At 72.0% G+C, this 18,750-nt stretch carries 17 protein-coding genes and 1 pseudogene; 9 read left to right on the forward strand and 9 right to left on the reverse strand.

Features of this window, described 5'->3' with window-relative positions:
* Positions 1 to 35 precede the first annotated feature (35 nt).
* The gene (locus ABD883_RS09165; protein ID WP_137319327.1) at positions 36 to 539 is read right to left on the reverse strand and encodes a hypothetical protein; all 504 of its coding nucleotides are present in this window, start codon (positions 537 to 539) and stop codon (positions 36 to 38) included.
* A gap of 216 nt (positions 540 to 755) precedes the next feature.
* On the opposite strand from ABD883_RS09165, the gene ABD883_RS09170 reads away from it, so the two are divergent.
* Together ABD883_RS09170 and ABD883_RS09175 are read left to right on the forward strand one after the other, a co-directional pair.
* On the forward strand, positions 756 to 1,910 hold the full coding sequence (locus ABD883_RS09170) for a C40 family peptidase (RefSeq protein WP_295691116.1): 1,155 nt from the start codon (positions 756 to 758) through the stop codon (positions 1,908 to 1,910).
* 14 nt (positions 1,911 to 1,924) lie between these two features.
* Positions 1,925 to 2,833, forward strand: a complete 909-nt coding sequence (locus ABD883_RS09175) for a diacylglycerol/lipid kinase family protein (RefSeq protein WP_295691115.1) — start codon at positions 1,925 to 1,927, stop codon at positions 2,831 to 2,833.
* Between the two features lie 194 nt (positions 2,834 to 3,027).
* Here ABD883_RS09175 and ABD883_RS09180 read toward each other — a convergent pair whose 3' ends face one another.
* Both ABD883_RS09180 and zupT read right to left on the reverse strand, forming a co-directional pair.
* Positions 3,028 to 4,716 (reverse strand): FAD-binding dehydrogenase, encoded by a 1,689-nt coding sequence (locus ABD883_RS09180; RefSeq protein WP_345031570.1) that lies wholly within the window; start codon positions 4,714 to 4,716, stop codon positions 3,028 to 3,030.
* A 70-nt stretch (positions 4,717 to 4,786) separates the two neighbouring features.
* Positions 4,787 to 5,584 (reverse strand): zinc transporter ZupT, encoded by a 798-nt coding sequence (gene zupT / locus ABD883_RS09185; RefSeq protein ID WP_254668756.1) that lies wholly within the window; start codon positions 5,582 to 5,584, stop codon positions 4,787 to 4,789.
* A gap of 282 nt (positions 5,585 to 5,866) precedes the next feature.
* Here zupT and ABD883_RS09190 point away from each other — a divergent pair, with 282 nt between their 5' ends.
* Together ABD883_RS09190 and ABD883_RS09195 are read left to right on the forward strand one after the other, a co-directional pair.
* On the forward strand, positions 5,867 to 5,998 hold the full coding sequence (locus ABD883_RS09190) for a hypothetical protein (protein ID WP_295687480.1): 132 nt from the start codon (positions 5,867 to 5,869) through the stop codon (positions 5,996 to 5,998).
* Complete coding sequence (locus ABD883_RS09195) at positions 5,995 to 7,203, forward strand: YeiH family protein (protein ID WP_137319333.1); 1,209 nt, start codon at positions 5,995 to 5,997, stop codon at positions 7,201 to 7,203. The genes ABD883_RS09190 and ABD883_RS09195 overlap by 4 nt, the downstream gene beginning before the upstream one ends.
* Before the next feature lie 161 nt (positions 7,204 to 7,364).
* Here the strand turns inward: ABD883_RS09195 and pdxT are convergent, their stop codons facing one another.
* Positions 7,365 to 7,994, reverse strand: coding sequence for a pyridoxal 5'-phosphate synthase glutaminase subunit PdxT (gene pdxT / locus ABD883_RS09200; RefSeq protein WP_295687485.1), 630 nt, complete (start codon positions 7,992 to 7,994; stop codon positions 7,365 to 7,367).
* Between the two features lie 11 nt (positions 7,995 to 8,005).
* On the reverse strand, positions 8,006 to 8,890 hold the full coding sequence (gene pdxS, locus ABD883_RS09205; RefSeq protein WP_295687488.1) for a pyridoxal 5'-phosphate synthase lyase subunit PdxS: 885 nt from the start codon (positions 8,888 to 8,890) through the stop codon (positions 8,006 to 8,008).
* A 142-nt stretch (positions 8,891 to 9,032) separates the two neighbouring features.
* Here pdxS and pdxR point away from each other — a divergent pair, with 142 nt between their 5' ends.
* On the forward strand, positions 9,033 to 10,406 hold the full coding sequence (gene pdxR / locus ABD883_RS09210; RefSeq protein ID WP_295687490.1) for a MocR-like pyridoxine biosynthesis transcription factor PdxR: 1,374 nt from the start codon (positions 9,033 to 9,035) through the stop codon (positions 10,404 to 10,406).
* Between the two features lie 119 nt (positions 10,407 to 10,525).
* Entirely contained in the window at positions 10,526 to 11,020 is a 495-nt protein-coding gene (locus tag ABD883_RS09215) for an OsmC family protein (RefSeq protein ID WP_295687492.1), read from the forward strand.
* A gap of 63 nt (positions 11,021 to 11,083) precedes the next feature.
* Here the strand turns inward: ABD883_RS09215 and ABD883_RS09220 are convergent, their stop codons facing one another.
* From ABD883_RS09220 to ABD883_RS09235, 4 genes and pseudogenes are all read right to left on the reverse strand, one after another.
* Entirely contained in the window at positions 11,084 to 11,407 is a 324-nt protein-coding gene (locus ABD883_RS09220; protein WP_295687589.1) for a putative quinol monooxygenase, read from the reverse strand.
* 132 nt (positions 11,408 to 11,539) lie between these two features.
* Positions 11,540 to 12,382, reverse strand: a pseudogene (locus tag ABD883_RS09225) (sulfurtransferase); the annotation flags it as partial.
* A complete protein-coding gene (locus ABD883_RS09230) occupies positions 12,382 to 12,855 on the reverse strand; it encodes a LapA family protein (protein WP_295687495.1) in 474 nt (157 codons plus the stop codon). The pseudogene ABD883_RS09225 and the gene ABD883_RS09230, both read right to left, overlap by 1 nt.
* A gap of 171 nt (positions 12,856 to 13,026) precedes the next feature.
* Positions 13,027 to 15,252, reverse strand: a complete 2,226-nt coding sequence (locus tag ABD883_RS09235) for an NADP-dependent isocitrate dehydrogenase (protein WP_295687497.1) — start codon at positions 15,250 to 15,252, stop codon at positions 13,027 to 13,029.
* 126 nt (positions 15,253 to 15,378) lie between these two features.
* Here ABD883_RS09235 and ABD883_RS09240 point away from each other — a divergent pair, with 126 nt between their 5' ends.
* The 3 genes from ABD883_RS09240 to ABD883_RS09250 all read left to right on the forward strand — a co-directional run bounded on the left by ABD883_RS09240 (position 15,379) and on the right by ABD883_RS09250 (position 18,702).
* The gene (locus ABD883_RS09240; RefSeq protein WP_137319341.1) at positions 15,379 to 16,017 is read left to right on the forward strand and encodes a thymidine kinase; all 639 of its coding nucleotides are present in this window, start codon (positions 15,379 to 15,381) and stop codon (positions 16,015 to 16,017) included.
* Between the two features lie 163 nt (positions 16,018 to 16,180).
* On the forward strand, positions 16,181 to 16,954 hold the full coding sequence (locus tag ABD883_RS09245; protein ID WP_137319342.1) for an alpha/beta fold hydrolase: 774 nt from the start codon (positions 16,181 to 16,183) through the stop codon (positions 16,952 to 16,954).
* Positions 16,955 to 17,034: 80 nt separating this feature from the next.
* Positions 17,035 to 18,702 (forward strand): SLC13 family permease, encoded by a 1,668-nt coding sequence (locus tag ABD883_RS09250; RefSeq protein WP_137319343.1) that lies wholly within the window; start codon positions 17,035 to 17,037, stop codon positions 18,700 to 18,702.
* Positions 18,703 to 18,750 lie beyond the last annotated feature (48 nt).

Consider the following 18,750-nt stretch of genomic DNA (forward strand, 5'->3'; position numbering starts at 1 on the left):
AGGGGGTGCCGGGCTCGGGGAGATGGTGCGAGGACTCAGCGGGGTTCGGCCATGAGGGTGAGGGTGCGCACGGTGCGGGAGTCGTCGTAGTCGGCGTGGATCACCCCGTCCGCGAGGTCGAACACTTCCCACAGCGTGCCGGGACGGGTGCGCTGCGAGACCTCGCCGAGCGCCTCCCATTCCGGCAGCCGCACCTCTTCACGAGCGGTCTCCCCGGCTGCGACGGGCTCGCCGAACGCCCGGCGCATGTCCGCCGGGCCCGGGCGGCGGTGCCAATCGGCGACGAGCCACGAGGGGACCGCGATGCCGTTGAAGCCGCCGCTGCGGTCGTAGACGAGGCGGATGCCGATCGCGGACAGGGTGCTGTCGGAGAACACGAAGTCCACCCCGGAATTGATGAACTCCCAGCTCAGCTCACCCGCACAGGAGCGGGTGACGGGATTCTCCTCCATGACGAGCATCGCCTCGAGCACGGAGACCTCGTCGCTGCCGCACCCGAGGGCCGCGCTCAGCGCCGCGATGCTGCCTGCCGGGACCATGGACCCATTGTCCCACCGCGGGCGTGCGGATCGTGGGATCTCGCGGGGTACGGATCGCGCGGCGGGGACTCGGGCTCCTCCGGTAGGGGAGTCGCGCGGCAGAGTCACGATTCCGTGACGATGGCCCGCACCAGTGCGATTCCCGGTGGGGAGCCGCGGATCGGCATGTCTACACTGTCGGCAGCTGTCCCACTTCCCACTCCTTAGGACGCACCCATGCCTGCACCCCTGCCTGCTGTCCGTCAGAGCGCTGCTGCTCGGACCTCCGCTGCTCAGTCCTCCCGCAGTGCTCCCCGTCGCCGGGTGGGCCGCGGTCTCAGCGCCGCCGTCCTCGGGATCGGCCTCCTCGCCGGCGTCGCAGTGCCGGCCGGTGCCGCCCCGGGCCTGTCCGCCGGCGCGATCGACCGGACCCCCGTCGCCGGCCCCACCGCGACCCCGGGCGCCGGTCTCGAGGCCGGGGACACCGCTTTCGTCGACGTCACCGTCGCCACCCTGTGGACGAAGCCCTCCTCACCGCGCCGCATCGATGCACCGGCGCTCGCGAACCCCGTGCGGACCGGGGAATGGAGCACGAACCTGTCGACGACCGAGGTGCGGCGTGCGCTCACCGGGCGGACGCAGACCCAAGCGGTCTACGGCGACGAGGTGCGGATCCTCGAGATCTCCGACGACTGGGCGAAGGTCGCCGTCGCCCGCCAGCAGAGCCCGGGGGACGAGCACGGCTACCCCGGCTGGGTGCCGACCCGCCAGCTCGTGGAGAACCGCGACTTCGACCGGGCGCTCGACGCCCACAGCACCGCGATCGTCACCAGCAGCACCACCGAGGTCACCGCTCGGCCCACCGGCGGCGCGGTCGAGCACGTGCCGTTCAACGCCGAGCTGCCCGTGCTCGCCCGAGCCGGGGACCGGGTGCGGGTGGCGCTGCCCGACGGAGCGAAGGGCTGGGCGCCCACCCGCGACGTCGACCTCCACCCGGCCGGCAGCGGGCCGGAGGAGCCCAAGCCCTCCGAGCTCGTGTCCACCGCGAAGGACTTCCTCGGGGTGCGCTACCTGTGGGGCGGCACCTCCTCCTCCGGGTTCGACTGCTCGGGCTTCACCTATGCGGTGCACCGCGCCCACGGCATCGAGATCCCGCGCGACTCCGGCCCCCAGTCGCGCGCGGAGAAGTCGGTGAAGGTGAAGGACCTCGCAGTCGGCGACCTGATCTTCTTCGCCGGCAACGGCGGCCGCGGGGCCGTCCACCACGTCGGCATCTACCTCGGGCACGGGAAGATGATCCACGCCCCCAACGCCTCGAAGAGCGTCGAGATCGTCGACTGGCGGGCCTGGGACCGCGGCAAGCAGTTCTCCGGGATCAAGCGGTACCTCTGACCCGAGCAGAGCACGTGGGCCCCTGGGCGATCGTCCTCAACCCGATCCACGCGAGCGGCCGCCGGCGGTGCGCGGAGCTCACCGCGCTCCTCGCCGACCGCGGCATCCCGTGGACCCTGCACCGCACCACCCCGGTGCACGAAGGGGCGGAGCAGGCCGCTGCCGCGGTCTGTGCGGGTGCTGCCCGGATCGTCGTCGTCGGCGGCGACGGCACGGTGCGCTCCGCGGTGCGCGGCATGATGGCCGTCGAGGGGGAGGGCGCGGACCTCCCGCCGCTCGCCCTCGTGCCGACGGGCACCGCGAATCTCTTCGCCCGGAACCTCGGCATCACCCCGGGCCCGGCGAGCGTCTCGCGGCAGTTCGCCCCCGAGGTGCGACGCGCCGATGTCGGCATCGCCGTCATCCGTACCCGAACCGGCGCCGAGGTGCGCGAGGTGTTCCTCGCCGCAGTCGGCCTCGGCCGCGACGCCGCCACGATCATGGGGCTCACCGACCGGGCCAAACGGGTCCTCGGCTGGCCGGCCTACCTGGTCGCCGGACTCCGGCACCTCGGTGATGCCGGCACCCGGGTGCACGTGCGGTGGCACGACGGGGAGTTCCGCGGCCCGGCGTGGAGCGTGCTCGCCGGGAACGTCGCCGGCCTGCCGGGGCTGATCCGCGTGTTCCCGCGCGCCGCTCCGGACGCCGGGGACCTCGAGCTGCTCGTGTGCACGCCGCGGAGCGTGCGGGACTGGGCGCGGATCGCCTGCTTCGGGCTGCTCGGACAGGACGAGGCGCCTGCTGTGCTCGCCTACCACCGGTGCGCCTGGGTGGAGATCGTCCCCGCGGCACCGGCACCGATCCACCTCGACGGCGAACCGTTCCCGAACGTCGCCCGGCTGCGCATCTCCGTGCTCCCGGGCGCCCTGTCCGTGGCAGTCTGAACGCTCCGACCCCGCACGCACCGGCGCGCCGGCACAGCCCCGCGAGTGCGCGCTGCGGACTGTGGTGGTTCCGTGCTGGAATGGTGGCATCGATGCCACCACTGTCCGCCGTTTCCACCACGGTCCGGGCAGGTGCCCCGCGCTCGAGGTGCGCGCCGGGTCAGCAGAGCGCGCACCGGGTCAGGAGCCTCGGCTCAGACCGCTGCCGCGGCGGCGCGGCCGGCGACCCGGCCGGAGAACAGGCAGCCGCCGAGGAACGTCCCCTCGAGCGAGTTGAACCCGTGCATGCCGCCGCCCCCGAATCCGGCGGCCTCACCGGCGGCGTAGAGGCCGTCGATCGGCGTCCCGGTCGCATCGAGCACGCGTGCCTGCAGATCGGTGTGGAGGCCGCCGAGGGTCTTGCGGGTGAGGATGTGGAGCCGCACTGCGATGAGCGGTCCGGCCTCCGGGTCGAGGATCCGGTGCACCGGGGCGACCCGGATGAGCCGGTCGCCGAGGAACCCGCGCGCCTGCCGGATCGCGGCGAGCTGGGCGTCCTTGCCGAAATCGTTCTCCACCTGGGCATCGCGCGCCTCGACGATGCGCCGGATCTCCACCGGGTCGAGCACGTGCCGGGCACCCGTGCCGGCCCCGGCCCCCGCGCCGGCCCCCGCCTCGGCCCCGGTGAGCGCGTTCATCCCCGCGACGAGCTCCTCGAGGGAATCTGCGACGACGAAGTCCTCGCCGTGGCGCTTGAACGCCTCCACCGGCGCGGTCGCCCCCGCGCGCGCCCGCCCGAGCGTGGCCCGGACCGACTTCCCGGTCAGATCCGGGTTCTGCTCCGAGCCCGAGAGTGCGAACTCCTTCTCGATGGTCCGCTGGTTGAGGACGAACCACGAGTGCTCCGCGTCGATCTCCCGCAGGTGCTTGAGCGTGGCCCGGGTGTCGGAGCCGGGGAACAGCGGGACGGGCAGCCGCCGTCCGCGGTCGTCGAGCCACAGGGACGAGGGGCCGGGTAGGATCCGGATCCCGTGGCCGGCCCACACCGGGTCCCAGTTGCGGATGCCCTCGGTGTAGTGCCACATCCGGGTGGGGTTGAGCAGGTGCGCGCCGGCGGCCTGGGCGATCGGGATCATCCGCCCGTCGACGTACTCCGGCACCCCGGAGATCATGGTGCGCGGGGGAGTGCCGAGGTCGGTCGGCCAGTTCTGCCGCACGAGCGCGTGGTTCGCGCCGATCCCGCCCGAGGCGATGACCGTCGCGCCGGCCCGCAGCTCGAACTCCCCGGTGACCTCCCGGTTCGAGGCGACGCCGCGCGGGCTGTCATCGGGGGCGAGCAGCGAGCCGCGCACGCCGGTGACGGAACCGGGCCCGGTGAGGAGTGCGTCGACCCGGTGGCGGAAGCGGACCTGCAGCCGGCCGGCGCTGATGAGCTCCTTGGTGCGGGCGAGGAACGGCGCGACGACGCCGGGGCCGGTGCCCCAGGTGATGTGGAATCGGGGCACGGAGTTCCCGTGGCCGTCGGCGGTGCCGTCCCCGCGCTCGGCCCAGCCGACGACGGGGAAGAACCGGTGGCCCATCGCGTGGAGCCACGCCCGCTTCTCCCCGTGCGCGAAGTCGAGGTACGCCTCCGCCCATCGGCGCGGCCACACATCGTGCTCCTCGAAGCCGGCCGAGCCCATCCAGTCGGCCCGGGCGAGCTCGAAGGAGTCGCGGATCCCCATCCGTCGCTGCTCGGGGGAGTCGATGAGGAACAGGCCGCCGAACGACCAGTACGCCTGCCCGCCGAGGTCCTGCTCACCCTCCTGGTCGAGGAGGACGACGCGTGCTCCCGCACGGGCCGCCTGGGTCGCGGCGACGAGCCCGGAGAGTCCGGTGCCGATGACGAGGACGTCGGTGTCCATGGTGCCTCCCGGGGCAGCGCGGTCGGTGGGGTCCCAGCGTACCGGCCGCGCCCGCCTCACATCGTCCGCCTCACATCATGAGGAGCAGGCTGGCCGCCATCACCGCCATGCCCGCGATGAGCCCGTACACCGCGTGGTGATGGTGTCCGGAGCGCTGCGCGGTGGGGAGCAGCTCGTCGAAGGAGATGAACACCATGATCCCGGCGACCGCGGCGAACACGAGGCCGAACAGGGTGGGGGTGATGAAGGGTGCGAGGAGCACGAACCCGATGAGCGCGCCGGCCGGCTCGGCGAGCCCGGCGAGCGTCGCGAGGGTCAGCGCCCGGCCCCGCGACCCGGTGGCGTGATGGACCGGGGCGGCGACCGCGATGCCCTCGGGCACGTTGTGGATGGCGATCGCGACGGCGATGGGGACCGCGATCTGCGGGTCCTGCAGGCCGGACACGAAGGTCGCGAAGCCCTCAGGGAAGTTGTGGACGGCGATCGCGACCGCGGTGAAGGTGCCCATCCGCAGCAGCGCGCGCTCCCGGGGCCGCTCCTCGTGGATGTCGCCGGGGACTTCGTGCGGGTTCACGGTGTCGGGCACGAGCCGGTCGATGATCGCGACGACGGCGATGCCGGCGAAGAAGGCGCCGGCCGCCATCCAGGACGCAGCCTGCGAGGAGTGCTCCTCGGCGAGCGAGTCCGCGGCCTTCGGCAGGATCTCGACGAGCGAGATGTAGATCATCACCCCGCCGGAGAATCCGAGCGCGGCGGCGAGGAAGCGCTTCGACCGACCGCCGCCGCCGAGGATCGCGATGAGACCGCCGAGGCTCGTCGCGACGCCGGCGGCGAGCGTGAGCGCGAAGGCGAAGAGCACGTTCTCCACTCGATCCCTCCTCGATCCGTCCGCTCGGCGATCCTCAATTTCTAGCGATTCGGATCGCTCCTGCACAAGTCGTGATGTGCGCAGGTGAGCAAATGTGGACCGGCTCACACGCCGGGACGGGATGCGGGACAGCGGCGGCGCGGATCCGGCGCCCGGTGACGGGAGGATGAATTCTGCCCGACCCCGGCAGACCGCTGGGAGGGTGCGGTCGCGGACGCTCATAGGATGAGGTGGCGCCGCCCGGCTCGGGCGGGGCGGGCCGAGCGAGGAAGGGATACGGGCGTGGACGACGACAGCTCACCGGACGACTACGGGAAGTTCTCCTTGAACGAGGACTGGACCGCGACGATCATCGGCCTCCTGCTCCTCGGCGCGTGCCTGCTCGGCCTCATCAGCGCGGACCTCATCCCGTGAGCCGCACCGACGCATCAGGGCCCGCACCCGCCACCACCTCCGCCGAGGCGCCCGCAGCGCCGGCATCCCCGCGTGCCCGCACCGGGTGGACGATCGCCGGTGCGGTCGTGGTGCTCGGCCTCGCCGCCCTCGTGCAGCTCCTCACCGACACCGTCCCCGAGGCGACCGCCGGGACGTGGTTCGGCGATGTCGCGCAGTCGATCGAGTACCCGATCTACGCGATCGCCCTCGGGTTCCTCGGCAACGCGGTGCTCTCGCTGTGCGGGGTGCGCGATCGGATGAACGCCGCGTTCCGGACGGAGCTGTTCATCAAGATCGGGCTCGTGCTGCTCGGCGCGACGATCAATTTCGCGATCTTCGTCAAGGCCTTCGGTCCGGCGGTCATGCAGGCGATCTGCCTCATCGCGATCGTCTTCGCCTTCACCTGGTGGTTCGCCGGGGTGCTCGGACTCGACGACCGCCTGCGCGCTCTGCTCGCCTCGGCGCTGTCGATCTGCGGCGTGAGCGCCGCGGTCGCGGCCGCCGGTGCGGTGCGGGCGAAGAAGGAGCAGCTCGCCTACACCGCGACGCTCGTCATCGTGTTCGCCGTGCCCTCGATCTTCCTGCTCCCGTGGCTCGCCTCCCTCATGGGGCTGCCACCGGCGGTGACCGGCGCGTGGATCGGCGGCAACATCGACACCACCGCGGCGGTCACCGCCGCCGGTGCGGTCGCCGGCGAGCAGCCGCTGCAGATCGCCTCGATCGTCAAGGTCACGCAGAACGCGCTGCTCGGCTTCGTCGCCGTCCTCCTCACCCTGTTCTTCGCGCTGCGCGTCGACCGGGTGGCTGCTGCTGCCGGTGACGGTGCAGCTGCCGGTGACGGTGCGGGTACCGCGAGTGCGTCCGGGCACAAGCCGCGCGCCTGGGCGATGGTGTGGGATCGCTTCCCCAAGTTCGTCCTCGGCTTCCTCCTCGCCTCGATCGTCGCCACGGTGCTCGGTGTGACGGTCGACCCGGCGGTGCTCGAACCGCGCCTCGATGCGGCCAAGGAGCTCCAGGTGTGGGCGCTCAGCCTCGCCTTCGTGTCGATCGGACTCGAATTCACAGTGTCCTCGGTGCGCGAGGCCGGCTGGAAGCCGATCCTCGTGTTCGCCGCCGCCACCCTCGTCAACCTCGTCGCCGGCCTCGGCCTCGCGGTGCTGCTCTTCAGCTCCTTCCAGTTCTGAGGGCCACTGGCCCGGTCGGCCCGGTCGGCCCAGTCGGCCCGGCGGCCCGGCGGCCCGGGAGTGCGAGGTTCCGCAGTCGTTCCAGTGCGCTGACCGGACGGTATCCGCACTGGAACGACCGCGGAGACCGGTGACCGCACTGGGGTGACCCGGGAATCGCGTCAGTGCACCGGCTGGGCCGCGGCGGCGGTGAGGAACAGCCGGTGGACCGCCGGGTCTGCGGTGAGCTCGGGGTGGAAGGCCGCCGCCATGACCGCCCCCTGCCGCACGAGCACCGGACATCCGGCATGCGCGGCGAGCACCTCGACCCCGGGACCCACCCGGGTGACCTGCGGTGCCCGGATGAACACCGCGTCGATCTCCCGATCCGGGGCGTCCGGCCCGTCGTCCGGGTCCGTCCCGGGGGCGCTGCGGCTGCGCAGCGCGACCCGCGCGGTGAACGATTCGCGCTGCGCGCCGTAGGCGTTGCGGCGGGCCGTGATGTCGAGCACGGGGACGCGTGCGAAGCCCTCGAGCGCCGCACCGTCCTCGACCTCCCGGGCGAGCAGGATGAGGCCCGCGCAGGTGCCGAGGACCGGCAGACCGGCGCGTGCCGCGTCGGTGAGCGCCGGGAACAGCCCGGTCCCAGCGGCGAGGCGCACCATCGCGGTGCTCTCCCCACCGGGCAGCACGAGCCCGGTGAGCCCGGCGAGGTGCTCCGGCCTGGTGACCCGGCGGACCTCGGCGCCGAGCCCGGTGAGCGTCCGCATGTGCTCGGACACCGCGCCCTGGAGCGCGACGACGCCGATCACGGGAGCCGGGATCACCACCCGCGCTCGGCCAGCCGGTGCGGGGCGGGCAGCTCCCCGACGGTGATCCCGACCATCGCCTCGCCGAGGCCGCGGGAGACCCGGGCGATCGTGTCCGGGTCGTCGTAGTGGGTGGTCGCCTCGACGATCGCCCGCGCCCGCTTCTCCGGGTCCCCGGACTTGAAGATCCCCGAGCCGACGAACACGCCGTCGGCCCCGAGCTGCATCATCATCGCCGCGTCCGCCGGGGTCGCGATACCGCCGGCGACGAACATCACCACCGGCAGCGCGCCCTCGCGCGCCACCCGGGAGACGAGCTCGTAGGGTGCCTGCAGCTCCTTCGCCGCGACGAAGAGCTCGTCCTCGCTGCGTGCGGCGAGCGCCCGGATCTCGCCGGTGATCGTGCGGATGTGGCGCATCGCCTCGGACACGTCCCCGGTTCCGGCCTCGCCCTTCGAACGGATCATCGAGGCGCCCTCGGTGATCCGGCGCAGCGCTTCGCCGAGGTTCGTCGCCCCGCACACGAACGGCACCTCGAAGCCGGACTTGTCGATGTGGTTGACGAAGTCCGCCGGCGAGAGCACCTCGGACTCGTCGATGTAGTCGACACCGAGCGTCTGGAGCACCTGGGCCTCGACGAAGTGGCCGATCCGCGCCTTCGCCATGACCGGGATCGACACCGCGTCGATGATTCCGGCGATGAGGTCGGGATCGCTCATCCGGGCCACCCCGCCCTGCGCGCGGATATCGGCGGGCACCCGCTCGAGCGCCATCACCGCGACCGCGCCGGCTGCCTCGGCGATCCGGGCCTGCTCGGGAGTGACGACGTCCATGATCACCCCTCCCTTGAGCATCTGGGCGAGTCCGGTGTTGAGCAGGGGCTGGGCGACGGTCGTCATGGTTCTCCTCGGTGGGTGGGGTGCTCGCGCCGGGTGCGGGTGCGTGGATGGAGCGTCACTCGTCACGCTAGATCCGGATGTGGACCAGGAGAAGTGCCAGAATCATCTCACTCCATTGGGCCAGATGTGATGGACTGGGCCTGTGGCACGCAACGACCTCCGCATCGACCTCGACCGCTCCTTGGGCATCGCGCTGCCGGTGCAGATCATCCGCGGCATCCGCGCCGCCGTCGCCGCCGGCCGGCTCGCCCCCGGCGACCGGCTCCCCTCGGCGCGCGCCTGCGCCGAGGCGCTCGGTGTCTCCCGGGGCACCGTCGACACCGCCTACGCCCAGCTCGCCGCCGAGGGTTACGTCGTCCAGCGTCCGCGCAGCGGCACCGTCATCGACCCCGAGCTGCCCGCCGCCGCGCTCGCCGCTCCCAGCGCGCCGCGCAGCTCCCCGGTGCCCCGCGTCCCCGCCGTCCGGGTGGATCTGCGGCCGGGCCGCGGCGGGGAGTCGCCGCTGGGGGAGGCGGCGTTCCGCACGGCTTGGCGCCGGGCCCTCGACGTCAGGCCGGCCCCTCCCGACCCGCTCGGCGAGGAACCGCTGCGCCGTGCGATCGCCGAGCACCTGCGGGTCATGCGCGGAATGGTCGTCGAGGCCGAGGACATCCTCGTCACCGCCGGCTCGCGGGACGGGGTGGCACTCGTGCTCTCGGCGATCGGTGCCGACAGGCTCGTGGTCGAGGACCCCGGATTCCCCGGCCTGCGCCGCGCACTGCACGGAGTCGAGCTCGTCCCGGTGGCCGTCGACGCCGAAGGGCTGCCCCCGGAGGGGCTCGCCGGCGCGGTGCCCGCCGGCAGGACTCCCGGCCGCCCGCCCGAGGCCGCGCTCGTCACCCCGAACCACCAGTTCCCCTACGGCACCGCGATGCCCGCCGGCCGCCGCGCCGCGCTGTGCCGGTGGGCCGCCGATGCCGGGATGCTCCTCATCGAGGACGACTACGACAGCGAGGCGCGCTACCTGGGACCTGCGGTGCCGCCGCTGTTCGACTCCGCGCCCGGCGGCGGGGTCGTGCACATCGGGACCTTCTCCACGGTCCTCACCGCCGCGGTCGGCACGGGCTACATCGTGGCGCGCGGGCCGGAGGGCACGCGCATCCGTGCGGCCCGGGAGCGCCTCGGCCCGGCGGTGCCGCCCGTCATGCAGCACGCGCTCGCGGAGTACCTGGCCGCCGGGGGACTGCGCCGGCGGATCGCTCGCGGGCGCCGACGCCTGCGGGCCGCGGAAACGGTCGTCGCCGAGTTCTCGCACCTGCCCGGACTCGTGCACCGCGGCCGCGGACTCGTCGTGGAGATGCCGGCCGAGGCCACCCGCGAAGCTCACCGTGCGCTCGCCGTCCGCGGGATCCGGGTGGGCGATCTCGCCGCCGGCTGGTCCGGCGCACCGCGCCGCCACGGACTCGTCATCGCCCATGCGAACGCCGCGCCCGTCCAGCTCCGGGAAGTCTTCGCGGTGATCGCCGGGTGCGGCTGAGCCGCGGGATGGGGTGGTGCGGTCTGCGACTGTGCGGTCTGCTGCAGTGCCGGCGGCGGAGGTGGTGGCGGCGGAGGTGGTGGCGGGTGCGCCCTGGTGGCGTGTGCCACCATGGGCGCATGAATGATCCCCGCACCGGTGCCGGAGCACCCCAGGACCCCACGCCCGTCGATTCCTCCCGGGCTGCTGCGCCCACGCACTCCGTCGAGCTCACCCGGGTGGCGGAGAACCACTACCGGGCCGTCGGCGCGAACGGTGCTGCGGTGGAGTTCGGGCGCGGGGAAGGGCTCCTCACCCCGGTCGAGCTGCTGCTCGCGGCGATCGCAGGATGCTCGGCGATCGACGTCGACACCGTGACGACGCGGCGCACCGAACCGCAGCGATTCGGGGCGACCGCGAGCGGGCGGAAGATCGAGGAGGACGGCGCCTCCCGGCTCACCGACATCGGCATCGACTTCGATCTCGCCTTCCCCGACGACGAGGCCGGCCGGACGGCGGCCGGCATGGTCGAGCGCCTCGTGCGCCTGTCCCACGACAAGCACTGCACGGTGTCGCGCACCGTCGAGCACCCGACCGCGGTGCGGATCGCGTCCCGGGCCGAAGTCACCGACTGAGCCGGGTCGTCGACCGGGCGAGCGGTCACTCGCCGGGCCGAGGCCATCGCCCGGGCCGAGCGGTCAGTCGACCTGGAGCTCGCCCATCGCGTCCCAGCCCTCGCCCTCGATCTTGCGGGAGATGATCCGCGGAGTCGACTGCAGGTGCTGGGGGAACTCCTCGCGCATCGTCGCGAAGTGCGCACTGCCCACGTGAGCGGCGGCCGCGTCGTCGTCGGCGAAGGCCTCGACGAGCACGTACTCGTGCGGGTCCTCGAGGCTGCGTGACCAGTCGAACCACAGATTCCCGGGCTCGGCGCGGGTGGCCTCGGTGAAGTCGCGCACGATCTCCGGCCACGCCTCGGCGGCCTCGGGCTTCACACGGAACTTGACGACGATGAAGTACATGATTCCTCCTGTGGTGTCCGGTCGATCGCGGTGCTGGTGCGGATCGTACCGGGTGTCGGGACGGACGAGGGTGCGGGGTGGCGCGGGTCGGTCGGGAGTCGTCTCCAGGGGACGGCCCTGGGCCACCCACTCCGTCATCGACCCGTCGTAGACGGCGACGTCGGGGCGGCCCAGGCGGGCGGCGCTGAAGGCGACGAGGGTCGCGGCGATGCCGCCGCCGCAGTAGGCGATCGGGGCGGCCGCGGAGTCGAGGATCCCGGTCGGGGCGAGCACTGCGCGCGCCTGCTCGGCCGGGACGAGGCGATGGTCGCGGTCCTCGTCGTAGAGCTCGCGGAAGAACGCGTTCGTGCTGCCCGGGATGTGGCCGGGGCGGCCGTAGGGGCGGGTGCGCCCGGAGTAGGCGTCCGGGTCGAGCGCATTGACCACCGGGACTCCCGCGCCTGTCGCGGACTCGACGGCGGCGGCGTCGGCGAGCAGTTCCGGGCGGCGCCGCGCGGTGAAGGTGCGTGGCACCGGCTGCGCATCTCCGGTGCCCAGCGGATGGCCGGCCGCCCGCCAGGCGGGCAGGCCGCCGTCGAGCAGCGCGACCCGATCGTGGCCCTCGAGCCGGAGGTTCCACCACAGGCGGGTCGCCCATTCGCTCTCCCCGTGGTCGTAGACGACCACGTCGACGTCCGCGTCGATCCCCAGGCCGCCGGCGGCGCGGGCGAACGCGGGGCTCGACAGCGCGGTGAAGCGGACCGGCTCGGAGGTCGTGAAGGTGTCGACGAGGTCGGCGAACACCGCGCCGGGGATGTGTCCGGCCCGGAAGGCGCCCGCCCCGGATTCTGCGCGCACCCCGGTGTCGGTGCGGAGGAGGAAGGCCGTGACGTCGACGACGAGCACCTGCGGGTCGTCGAGGTGGTCGGCGAGCCAGTCGACGTCGACGAGCATGCCCGGCAGCGCGGACTCCGGCGGCAGCGGTGCGGCACCCATCAGCGGTCCAGGATGCGCTCGACCTCGGCCAGCGAGCGGTCGGCCTTCTTGAGTCGGCGGGACAGGATCGCGATCCGCACGGAGCCGGCGAGCCCGGCGACGAGGATCCCGGCGATTGCGGCGAGGAGCATCGCGACGCCGAGCGGCAGACTGAACTCCCAGCCGAAGTACTGGAACTGCGCGGTGACGTTGTTCTGGATGATGAAGATCAGCAGCAGGACGAGGATCACCGCGCCGAGGATGAGCGCGATCCACACCCCGGCGGACACACCGGCCGAGCGGCGCGGCTCGGTGGCCGGGCGGCGGTGCCGGGAGTCGTCGCGGCGCTCGTCGTGCTCCGGCGGGACGTCCCGGCGCGCGGGCGGGTGAGTGCCGGCGGGCGCCTCGGGTGCGGGATCGGAGGCGCGGGTGTCGTCGAACAGCCGGTCGCCGGCCGGGTCGGGGGAGCGGTACGGATCGGTCACTGCACTCATGTCCTTCGTCGATGGGGGCGGCAGGTCGGTGAGCCCGGGAGGAGCGCGCCGACAGGGGCCGTTGCCCTCCATTGTCGCACGTCACCGCGGCCCTGAAAGTGCAATATCCTGCGGTTCCGTTCTCAGGAACCGCAGGATATTGCCGTCTCGCCGGGAGGGTGGGACGGACGGTCAGACGTCCTTCTTCTCCAGTCCCCGCATGATGTCGTTGAAGGTCTGCGAGGGCCGCATCACCGCGGCGACCTTCTCCTCATCCGGGTGGTAGTAGCCGCCGAGGTCCACCGGCGAGCCCTGCACCGCGAGGAGCTCCTCGGTGATCGCCTGCTCGCTGCTCCGCAGCTGCTCGGCGATCTGGGTGAACGCCTCGGCGAGCTCCCGGTCCTCCGTCTGCTGCGCGAGCTCCTCGGCCCAGTAGAGAGCGAGGTAGAAGTGGCTGCCGCGGTTGTCGATCTCCCCGGCTTTGCGCGAGGGCGAGCGGTTCTCGTTGAGGAACGTCTCCGTCGCGTCGTCGAGGGTGTCGGCGAGCACGCCGGCGCGCGCGTTGTTTTCCGAGGTGAACAGGTGGCGGAAGCTCTCCGCGATCGCGAAGAACTCGCCGAGCGAATCCCAGCGGAGGTGGTTCTCCTCCGTGAGCTGCTGGACGTGCTTGGGCGCGGTGCCGCCCGCTCCGGTCTCGAACAGGCCGCCGCCGTTGATGAGCGGGACGACGGAGAGCATCTTCGCCGAGGTGCCGAGCTCGAGGATCGGGAACAGGTCGGTGTTGTAGTCGCGCAGCACGTTGCCGGTGACCGAGATCGTGTCCTCGCCCTTCCGGATCCGGTCGAGGGAGAACTGGGTCGCCTCCACCGGGCTCATGATCCGGATGTCGAGGCCATCGGTGTCGTGCTCCCCGAGGTACTCCTCGACCTTGGCCTTGATGTTGCGGTCGTGGGCCCGGGTCTCGTCGAGCCAGAACACGGCCGGGGTGTCGGACAGGCGGGCGCGGGTGACGGCGAGCTTGACCCAGTCGCGGACGGGGACGTCCTTGGTCTGGCAGGCGCGCCAGATGTCACCGGGCTCGACCTCGTGGCTGAAGAGCACCGTGCCCGCGGAGTCGACGACCTCGACGGTGCCGGCCTCGGTGATCTCGAAGGTCTTGTCGTGGCTGCCGTACTCCTCGGCCTTCTGCGCCATGAGGCCGACGTTGGGCACAGAGCCCATGGTCGTCGGGTCGTAGGCGCCGTGGGCGCGGCAGTCGTCGATGACGGTCTGGTAGATCCCGGCGTAGGAGGAGTCCGGGATGACGGCGAGGGTGTCCGCCTCGCCGCCGTCGGGGCCCCACATCTTGCCGCCGATCCGGATCATCGCCGGCATCGAGGCGTCGACGATGACGTCGCTGGGCACATGGAGGTTGGTGATGCCCTTGTCGGAGTTGACCTGGGCGAGCGCGGGGCCGCTGCTCATGCCCTGCTCGATGCCGGTGCGCACGCCCTCGGCGACGTCCTGGGGCAGCGCGTCGAGTCCGCTGAGGATCGCGCCGAGCCCGTTGTCGGAGGTGAGGCCGGCGGCGGCGAGCTGCTCGCCGTACTGCTCGAAGACCTCGGGGAAGAACGCCTCGATGACGTGGCCGAAGATGATCGGGTCGGAGACCTTCATCATCGTCGCCTTGAGGTGGACGGAGAACAGGACGTCCTGCTCCTTCGCCGCCCGGACCTGCTCGCGGAGGAACGCGTCGAGGGCGGAGGCCTTCATGAAGGTGCCGTCGACGATCTCCCCGGCGAGCACGTCGAAGGTCTTGAGGTCGGTGGTGCCGGCGGCGGTGCGCAGGCGGATGGTGACGGTGTCGGCGGAGTCGAACACGTGCGACTTCTCGTTCGCGCGGAAGTCGTCGGCCGCCATCGTCGCGACGTTCGTCTTCGAATCTTTCGACCACTCGGCCATCGAGTGGGGGTGGGACTTCGCGAAGTTCTTCACGGCCTTCGGCGCACGGCGATCCGAGTTGCCCTCGCGCAGCACCGGGTTGACGGCCGAGCCCTTGACGGTGTCGTAGCGGGCACGGGCGTCCTTCTCCTCGTCCGTCGACGGCTCCTCCGGGTAGTCCGGGATGTCGTAGCCCTGCGACTGGAGCTCGGCGATCGCGGCCTTGAGCTGCGGCACCGAGGCGGAGATGTTGGGGAGCTTGATGATGTTGGCCTCAGGCGACTGGGTGAGCTCGCCGAGCTCGGCGAGCGCATCGTCCATCGCCTGGTCGGCGCTGAGTCGGTCGCCGAACAGGGCGATGATCCGGCCGGCCAGCGAGATGTCGCGGGTCTCGACCTCGACGCCGGCGGTGGTCGCGAAGGCCTCGACGATCGGCTTGAGCGAATAGGTCGCGAGCAGCGGCGCCTCGTCGGTGCGGGTGTAGATGATCTTTGCCATGTGGTGGACAACCTCAGATCGTGTAGGGGGTTTACGCACCGATTCTACTGTGAGGGCGGATCGGTACCATGCTGGAGGGCGTCGGTTCGGGATGCCGCGACAGGGCAGAGGGGAGTGCGCACGGTCATGGCCAAGCTCTATTTCCGCTACGGCGCGATGAATTCCGGCAAATCGACCGCGTTGCTCCAGGCCGCGTTCAACTACGAGGAGCGCGATCAGCGGGTGCTCATCGCCAAGCCCGCCCTCGACACCAAGGGCGACGACGAGGTCGTGTCCCGGCTCGGGGTGCGCAGGCGCGTCGACTTCCTCATCCGCGCCGGGGAGGACGTCGAGCGGCGCTTCCTCGACACCGCCGGGCTCGAGGACCCGTCGGCCCTCCTCACGCACCTCGACATGCCGCTCGCCCCGGTCGCCTGCCTGTTCGTCGACGAGGCGCAGTTCCTCGAGCCGCGCCAGGTCGACGACCTGCTGCGGATCGCGGTCCGCCACGAGGTGCCGGTGATGACCTACGGCATCCGCACGGATTTCCGCACCCGGGCGTTCCCCGGCTCCGCCCGCCTCCTCGAGATCGCGCACACCCTCGAAGAGCTCAAGACGATCTGCCGCTGCGGGCGCAAGGCGCTGTTCAACGGCCGCAAGGTCGAGGGCCGGTTCGTGTTCGACGGCGACCAGGTGGCGATCGACGGCGCGGAGGTGACCTACGAGTCGCTGTGCGCGCACTGCTACGCCGCGGAGTCCGCCGGTCTCCCGCGCGACGCGGACTGACCCGGGGCGCGGAGGTGCCGGCGGGCCGGGGCACCGACGGCCGGCGGACCGGGGATGCCGGGGCCGAGGCGCGGGCCGGATACCGCCGCCCGCGTCCGGACCTGCCGATACAGTAGGGGTGAACCGCCGGAATCAGTGTCGACCCGCTGGGAGTGAAGCGCCGATGTCACAGCTCGCCTACTCGATCATCAACGATGCCGACCCCGCTGCCCCCGTCCTCATCCTCGGTCCCTCGCTCGGCACCACCGGGTCGCTGTGGGCCGGTCCCGCCTACCGTCTGGCCGACGACTTCCGCGTCGTCACCTTCGACCTGCCCGGCCACGGCCGCAGCCCTCGGGTCCCCGGGGTGACGATCGAGCAGATCTGCGACCTCGTCCTCGAGATCGCCGACGAGCTCGGGGCCGACTCCTTCTTCTACGCCGGGATCTCGATCTCCGGCGGGATCGCCCTCGCCCTCTCCCTGCGCGCTCCGGATCGGGTGCGCGCCGCCGCCGCCCTGTGCTGCGCGCCGCGGTTCGGCGATGCCGCGACCTGGGAGCAGCGCATCGCCGACGTCCGCTCCGACGGCACCCGCTCCCTCGTGCCGGACACCGCCGACCGCTGGTTCGCCGCCGGATTCCTCGACGAGGACATCGCGGCCGGGCCGATCGTCCTCGAGATGCTCGCCGCGACGGACGACGCGGGCTACATCGACTGCTGCGAGGCGCTCGCCGGCTTCGACCTCAGCGGCTCCGTGGGAGCGATCACCGTGCCGCTCCTGCTGCTCGCCGGTGCCCAGGACCCGAGCAACCCGCCCGAGGCGATGCGCGCCCTGGCCGAGCAGATCGACGGCTCGTTCTTCGCCGTCGTCCCGGACTCCGCGCACCTGCCCGTCGCCGAGCACCCCGAGCTCGTCGCCGAGCACCTCTCCGGATTCTTCGGTGCCCGGCTCGACTGAGCACGTCGCCGCCGGCCCGAGCGCACAGCCCGGACCGCCCGATCACCGCTGCCCGACCGATGAGAGCGAAAGAGGACACCATGTCATCGACCCGACCCGCCGGAGAGCACGCGGCGCGCTACGCACCGCTGCCGCAGGGCGATACGGAGAGAGAGTTCAAGTCACCCGGTGAGCGGGCCGAGGGCTTCTCCCTCGGCACCACCCGGATCCGCTGGATCGGATTCGTCGGCGGACTGCTCGCCGCCGTCCTGCTCTGGGTGATCATGCCGGACGACCTGCCGCAGGCCGCGCGCGTCACCGCCGCCGCAGCCGGGCTCATGGCGGTGTGGTGGATGACCGAGGCGATCCCGATCCCGGCGACCGCGCTCGTGCCGCTCGTCGTGTTCCCGCTGCTCGGCGGCACGGAGGAGGAGCCGGCGACGGTGTCCTCGGTCGGGGCGAGCTACGGCTCGGACACGATCTTCCTCTTCATGGGCGGGTTCCTCATCGCGCTCGCGATGCAGCGCTGGAACCTCCACCGGCGGATCGCGCTGTTCGTCCTCTCCCTCATGGGGGAGAGCACCGGGGCGATGATCGCCGGCTTCATGATCGCCACCGGCTTCCTCTCGATGTGGGTGTCGAACACCGCCACCGCGGTGCTCATGCTGCCGATCGGCCTGTCCGTCCTCGTCCTCGTCAACGAGGCGATGGAGAAGGACTCCGACTCCGAATCCCTCGCCGAGGTCAGCGAGGCCGATGAGGCGGACGGGGACTCCGAGGCCGCCGTCGACAGCCCCGGCGGGGAATCGGTGAGATCGAGCGTGCTGCGCTCGAACTTCGGCACCGCCCTCATGCTCGGCATCGCCTATGCGGCCTCCGTCGGCTCGCTCGGCACGATCATCGGCACCCCGCCCAACCTCCTGCTCGTCGGGTACCTCCAGGAGAACCACGACATCACCATCGGCTTCGGCCAGTGGATGCTCGTCGGCGTGCCGCTCTCGCTGGTGATGATGGCGATCACGTGGTTCCTCCTCGTCAAGGTGCTGTTCAAGCCGGAGACCGATCGGATCCCCGGAGGCAGGGACCTCATCGCGGCGGAGAAGGAGAAGCTCGGCGCGATGTCGCTCGGTGAGAAGCTCGTGCTCGCGATCTTCGTCCTCGCCGCCGCCTCGTGGATCACCATCCCGCTCGTGTTCGAGGAGCCGCCGATCTCCGACGCCGGGATCGCGATCGTCGTCGGCATCCTCCTCTTCATCGTCCCAGCCGGCGCCGAGCGCGGGGTCCGGCTGCTCGACTGGGAATCGGCCGTCGAGCTCCCGTGGGGCGTGCTGCTCCTGTTCGGCGGCGGCCTCGCGCTGTCCGCCCAGTTCTCGTCCTCCGGGCTCACCGACTGGATCGGCGAATCGGCGCAGGGCCTGGCGGGCGTGCCGGTCCTCGTCCTCGTCCTCATCCTCGCCGCAGGCATCCTGCTGCTCACCGAGATCACCTCGAACACGGCGACGGCCGCGACGTTCCTGCCCGTGGTGGGCGGGGTCGCCGTCGGCCTGGAGATCGATCCGCTGCTGCTGACCATCCCGGTCGCCCTCGCGGCGACCTGCGCCTTCATGCTCCCGGTGGCCACCCCGCCCAATGCGGTGGCCTACGGATCGGGCTACGTCACGATCGCGCAGATGGTCAAGGGCGGCGTGCTGCTCAACCTCGTCGGTGTCGTCCTCATCACCCTGGTGACGATGACCCTGGCCACCTGGGTGTTCGGCATCGCCTACTGACCGCTCCGGCGCACCGCGCCGAGCACCTCTGCACCGACCCACCGTCCG

It is taken from the genome of Brevibacterium pityocampae (assembly GCF_039541555.1).
Classification (GTDB): Bacteria; Actinomycetota; Actinomycetes; order Actinomycetales; family Brevibacteriaceae; genus Brevibacterium; species Brevibacterium pityocampae.

Coding starts and splice junctions, on each gene's coding strand:
- ABD883_RS09245 (WP_137319342.1), top strand. CDS start 16,181: ATGTCACAGCTCGCCTACTCGATCATCAACGATGCCGACCCCGCTGCC.
- ABD883_RS09240 (WP_137319341.1), top strand. CDS start 15,379: ATGGCCAAGCTCTATTTCCGCTACGGCGCGATGAATTCCGGCAAATCG.
- ABD883_RS09165 (WP_137319327.1), bottom strand. CDS start 539: ATGGTCCCGGCAGGCAGCATCGCGGCGCTGAGCGCGGCCCTCGGGTGC.
- pdxS (WP_295687488.1), bottom strand. CDS start 8,890: ATGACGACCGTCGCCCAGCCCCTGCTCAACACCGGACTCGCCCAGATG.
- ABD883_RS09180 (WP_345031570.1), bottom strand. CDS start 4,716: ATGGACACCGACGTCCTCGTCATCGGCACCGGACTCTCCGGGCTCGTC.
- ABD883_RS09220 (WP_295687589.1), bottom strand. CDS start 11,407: ATGTACTTCATCGTCGTCAAGTTCCGTGTGAAGCCCGAGGCCGCCGAG.
- ABD883_RS09230 (WP_295687495.1), bottom strand. CDS start 12,855: ATGAGTGCAGTGACCGATCCGTACCGCTCCCCCGACCCGGCCGGCGAC.
- ABD883_RS09235 (WP_295687497.1), bottom strand. CDS start 15,252: ATGGCAAAGATCATCTACACCCGCACCGACGAGGCGCCGCTGCTCGCG.
- ABD883_RS09170 (WP_295691116.1), top strand. CDS start 756: ATGCCTGCACCCCTGCCTGCTGTCCGTCAGAGCGCTGCTGCTCGGACC.
- ABD883_RS09215 (WP_295687492.1), top strand. CDS start 10,526: ATGAATGATCCCCGCACCGGTGCCGGAGCACCCCAGGACCCCACGCCC.
- ABD883_RS09250 (WP_137319343.1), top strand. CDS start 17,035: ATGTCATCGACCCGACCCGCCGGAGAGCACGCGGCGCGCTACGCACCG.